5 protein-coding genes are annotated in these 4,387 nt (G+C 33.2%); all 5 read left to right on the top strand.

Features of this window, described 5'->3' with window-relative positions; all coding sequences use genetic code 11:
* Nucleotides 1–65: 65 nt before the first annotated feature.
* Genes AB1422_14880 through AB1422_14860 form a run of 5 tightly spaced genes read left to right on the top strand, consistent with a single transcriptional unit; the run spans nt 66 to nt 4,354 of the window.
* On the top strand, nt 66–1,157 hold the full coding sequence (locus AB1422_14880) for a glycosyltransferase family 4 protein (protein ID MEW6620596.1): 1,092 nt from the start codon (nt 66–68) through the stop codon (nt 1,155–1,157).
* On the top strand, nt 1,132–1,803 hold the full coding sequence (locus AB1422_14875) for a methyltransferase domain-containing protein (protein MEW6620595.1): 672 nt from the start codon (nt 1,132–1,134) through the stop codon (nt 1,801–1,803). The genes AB1422_14880 and AB1422_14875 overlap by 26 nt, the downstream gene beginning before the upstream one ends.
* Nucleotides 1,800–3,128: a glycosyltransferase gene (locus AB1422_14870; GenBank protein ID MEW6620594.1), complete on the top strand. Its 1,329-nt coding sequence runs from the start codon at nt 1,800–1,802 to the stop codon at nt 3,126–3,128. The genes AB1422_14875 and AB1422_14870 overlap by 4 nt, the downstream gene beginning before the upstream one ends.
* Complete coding sequence (locus AB1422_14865) at nt 3,109–3,669, top strand: class I SAM-dependent methyltransferase (GenBank protein ID MEW6620593.1); 561 nt, start codon at nt 3,109–3,111, stop codon at nt 3,667–3,669. The genes AB1422_14870 and AB1422_14865 overlap by 20 nt, the downstream gene beginning before the upstream one ends.
* A gap of 1 nt (nt 3,670) precedes the next feature.
* Nucleotides 3,671–4,354 carry a methyltransferase domain-containing protein gene (locus AB1422_14860; GenBank protein ID MEW6620592.1) on the top strand — a complete coding sequence of 228 codons (684 nt, stop codon included), beginning with the start codon at nt 3,671–3,673 and terminating at the stop codon, nt 4,352–4,354.
* Nucleotides 4,355–4,387 lie beyond the last annotated feature (33 nt).

Raw genomic sequence — 4,387 nt, 5'->3', positions numbered from 1 at the left:
CTGACCCTAATCCCTACCCGACATATTGGGTAAGTTAGATGCCGATTTCAACTAAAGGAAAATATATGAAGATTTGTTTTCTGGCAGGAGCCAACTCGGTTCATAGTCATCGTTGGATAAGATATTTTGTTAATAAAGGGTATGAGATTTACTGGATTTCGCTTATGCCTTCGATAGAACCCTTTTCTGAGACGATATCATTTTATGATATTGGTCCTTTATCGACAAATCCAATTGATGTTTTTATTCAAGTTTTAAAGGCAAGACAATTAATAAAAAAAATTAAGCCCAATCTCTTACATGTACATTCTGCAGGAACTTATGGACTTATTGGTGTGTTGAGTGGATTTCACCCCTTTATTGTAACCACCTGGGGTTCTGATGTCTTGATTAGGGGTCAGTCTTTAATCAAGCGACCAATAATAAGATTTGTATTAAAAAAATCTGACTTAATTACTTGTGACGCTGACCATATGATAAACGCGATGTCAAAATTAGGAATAGATAGTAAAAAAATGAAACTTATTTATTTTGGAGTAGAACCTGATAAGTTCAAGCCTAGTTTAAAAGACAAAAACCTGTTGGCAAAATGGGATGTTGGCGATTCGCCAACGGTTATTAGTTTAAGAAATCTTGAACCTGTATATGATATTGAAACATTAATCAAAAGTATTCCTTTGGTTTTAGAAAAAATACCAGAAACAAAATTTATAATTGCTGGTATTGGTTCGCAGGAAGAACATCTGAAAAGATTAGCGGAATCATTAAGGGTTATAAACAACATAAGATTTGTGGGCAGATATTCGCACCTTGAGCTTCCCAATTATTTATCCTCAACAGATGTTTATGTATCCACATCGCTTTCAGACGCTGGTATTGCCGCCAGTACAGCGGAAGCTATGGCTTCCAACCTTCCTGTCATTGTTACCGATTCAGGAGAAAACAGAAAGTGGATTAAAGATGGAGAAAATGGGTTTGTAATTCCTATCAAAAATCCCAAAATACTGGCTGAAAAAATAATTTACTTGTTTGAACACGATGAAATAAGAAAAAAAATTAGCGAAAATGGTAGGGAAATAATCAATGAAAAAAATAATTACTACAAAGAAATGGGAAAGATGGAAAAGATTTATGAAGAAATCATTAAGAACAGTTAAGCAGGTATTAGATAAAGTTCTTGGAACAAAAGTTGATGAAATTTATTGGCGATCTCGAAAAAGGACATGGGCAAAAGCCTGTATTTCCTCAGAATCATTATTACATCCGCATCGCAAATTTTTAATTGAAAGGATAGATTTGTATTCTCCATTTGAATCGTTGATTGAAATCGGCTGTGGTGCTGGTCCTAACCTTTATCTAATTGCAAAGAGATTTCCAAAGGTAAAACTTTATGGAATTGACATTAATAAAAATGCTGTGGAAGTAGGTCGTAACTTCTTTGCGGCAGAAGGTATTAATTCTGTCTCTCTGGGTGTAGGTAAATCTGAAAACTTATGTTCATTCTCAGATAAAAGCATTGACCTGGCTTTAACTGATGCAGTTTTAATTTATATTGCTCCAGACAAAATTGAAAAGGTAATAAAGCAATTAGTTCGTGTTGTGCGAAAAACACTGATATTTGTGGAATGGCATAGTAATTCACAAACATCAATTTATAATGATCATTGGGCACATAATTACAAAAATATATTAAAAGATTTTATTCTCCCAAATAAAATAAAATTTACTAAAATTCCAGAAAATATTTGGGCTGGAGATTGGGCAAAATACGGATATATAATTGAATCAACATTAAAACCATGAAAAAAGTTTTGATTATTGCTAATTTATATCATGCTTTTCCACGAATACCGGGCATATCAACTTATTTGCCAGAATTTGGGTGGCAGGCAACAATAGTTACACCCCCTCTGGATGATAAGGCAGAAAGTCAACTCGGTTTCCCTAAGCAATTTTTAGAAAGGGCTAGAATTATAGAAGTGCCTTATCATGGTGATATTTTCTGGTTTTGGAGAAAGATATTTAAGTTACTTGGCTTTGAAATAAAAGAGAGTATAACCGAGCAGATAAAAGAATCTGTTGGTATAATTTCAAAGGATTCTTTTATTGATTTCATAATGAAATGGTATCAGACTTTTTTTGCTTATCCTGATACTGAAAAGGGATGGAAGAAATCTGCCCTTAAATCAGCAGGTAAAGTTTTAAGAAAAGAATATTTTGATGTCATATTGAGTAGTATTCCCTTTCCCACAAGCCATATTGTTGCTTATAATATAAAGAAAAAATTTGGATTACCCTGGGTTGCAGACTTTCGTGATACCTGGACTGAAAATCCAGTTTATACTTTTCCAAATTTTAGAAAAAGAATTGATAGAAGATTGGAAAAAAAGACGATGAGGTATGCAGATGCAGTGGTAACCGTTTCGCTTCCATACGCTAATAGTATTGAGTCACTTATTAAAAAAAAACCAGAAATAATTGTCAATGGTTTTGACCCTGAAAATCTGAATGTTTCAGGCGTGGTATTAACCGATAAATTTACAATTACTTATACAGGTACTATTTATACTAATAAGCAGGACCCTGAAAAATTTTTTATTGCTCTCAGAGATTTAATTGATAAAAAATTAATTGAGAGAAAGGATTTAGAAGTAAGATTTTATGGAAAGATTTTAAATTGGTTAAAAAACGACATAGAAAAATATGGACTTAATGATATAGTAACGCAATATGGGACTGTATTTAGGAGTGAGGTACTTTCCAGACAAAAGGAATCTCATGTTCTTTTGTTTTTTAACTGGGAAGACAGGGAGAAAAAGGGGCTATCTCACTTAAAGTTTTTTGAATATCTGTCTGCACAGAGACCAATTCTTGCCAGCGGAGGGTTTGTTGGTGATGAGATAGAAAAAATACTCCTTAAGACAAAAACAGGCGTTTTTGCCCCCACAGTTGAGAATATTACAGATGCTCTTTTAAATTTTTATAAGGAATATAAGCAAAGTGGCAAAGTTTTTTATTACGGCAGGTTAAATGAAGTCAAAAAATATAGTTATTATGAAGCGGCAAAGAAATTTTCCATTGTCTTGAGCAGAATAACTAAGGAGCACCATGAGCTTAACGCGATATAAAATGTACAAGAGAATATCAGAATGTCTTAAAGAACCGATAAGGGGAAAAATTTTAGGCATAAGTAGTATAACTAATTTCTATCCATTAATCGATAAAGAAAGAAGTGAAATTATAGAAACAGAGTACCCGGAAATAGATATGCAGAATTTGCCTTTTGCTGAAAATAGTTTTAATTATGTAATAAGTGACCAGGTAATAGAACACCTTGAAAATCCTCAGAAAGCAATAGATGAATCATACAGAGTATTAAAAGAGGATGGTATGGTGATACATACAACCTGCTTTATGAACTATATACATGTTGCCCCAAAAGACTTCTATCGTTTTTCTCCAGACGCATTAAAGTATCTCTGCCGTAATTTTTCAGAAGTAATGCAGTGTGAAGGTTGGGGAAATCGTGTGGCAATTCTTATCTGTTTTATGGGTGAGCGGTTTAGAAGTATAAATATTCCAGCAAGCCGGTTCAGTATAAAAAATATAATTGCCAATTATAATGAGAAACACTATCCAATTGTTACCTGGATTGTGGCAAAAAAGTAATATGGAACATGAGAAAAAATTTAATTTGCAATTTGAAGTTGAACAACGACATTTTTTAGAGAAACTTGATTTTGTTGATTGGTTTCGGTATTTTTACATCATCAAAGAAGTGATTGACTTTACACCAGATAATGTTCTGGAAATCGGAGTCGGGAGTGGGATGGTAAAAAATTGCCTCAAACCCATTGTTAAAAATTATATGGTGATGGATGTCAACAAAAATCTTCAGCCTGACATCGTAAACGATGTGCGAATTTACCAAGATAGATTGAAGTGTAAATTTGAATGCGTAATTGCCGCTGATATTCTTGAACATATGCCATTTTCCGACTTAGAGAGAAGTTTAAAAAATATTTATTCATACTTAAAAAATAAAGGGATAGCAATTATTACAATTCCACACCGCCGTACTAATTTTTTATTTATGACACCTACAAATAAACCGCATGTTTTTACTCTACCAACAGGATTTTTAAGTCCGGGTGCATTTTACCGCAGATTTATAAAAAGAAAGATATGGATTGACCCTGACCATTGCTGGGAAATAGGTGACGGTAGAATTAAGAAACATGATGTCGAAACATTATTTAAAAAATGCGGTTATGAGATATATAAATTCAGAAAACTTTTTTATGTTGACTTTTGGGTTTTATTTAATCTGAGGACAAAAATTGGAGATGTTTGAAAACGGCTAAGGTTTAGAATGCCACGCCTTGCT

The sequence above is a fragment of the bacterium genome, assembly GCA_040757115.1.
GTDB lineage: Bacteria > UBA9089 > CG2-30-40-21 > CG2-30-40-21 > SBAY01 > JBFLXS01.
Note: the sequence above shows the minus strand (reverse complement) of the source record. Positions and strands in the feature narration are given on the sequence as shown.

Bases quoted from the DNA above. Each gene is read 5' to 3' on its own strand.
- AB1422_14880 (MEW6620596.1), top strand. From the start codon at position 66: ATGAAGATTTGTTTTCTGGCAGGAGCCAACTCGGTTCATAGTCATCGT.
- AB1422_14875 (MEW6620595.1), top strand. From the start codon at position 1,132: ATGAAGAAATCATTAAGAACAGTTAAGCAGGTATTAGATAAAGTTCTT.
- AB1422_14870 (MEW6620594.1), top strand. From the start codon at position 1,800: ATGAAAAAAGTTTTGATTATTGCTAATTTATATCATGCTTTTCCACGA.
- AB1422_14865 (MEW6620593.1), top strand. From the start codon at position 3,109: ATGAGCTTAACGCGATATAAAATGTACAAGAGAATATCAGAATGTCTT.
- AB1422_14860 (MEW6620592.1), top strand. From the start codon at position 3,671: ATGGAACATGAGAAAAAATTTAATTTGCAATTTGAAGTTGAACAACGA.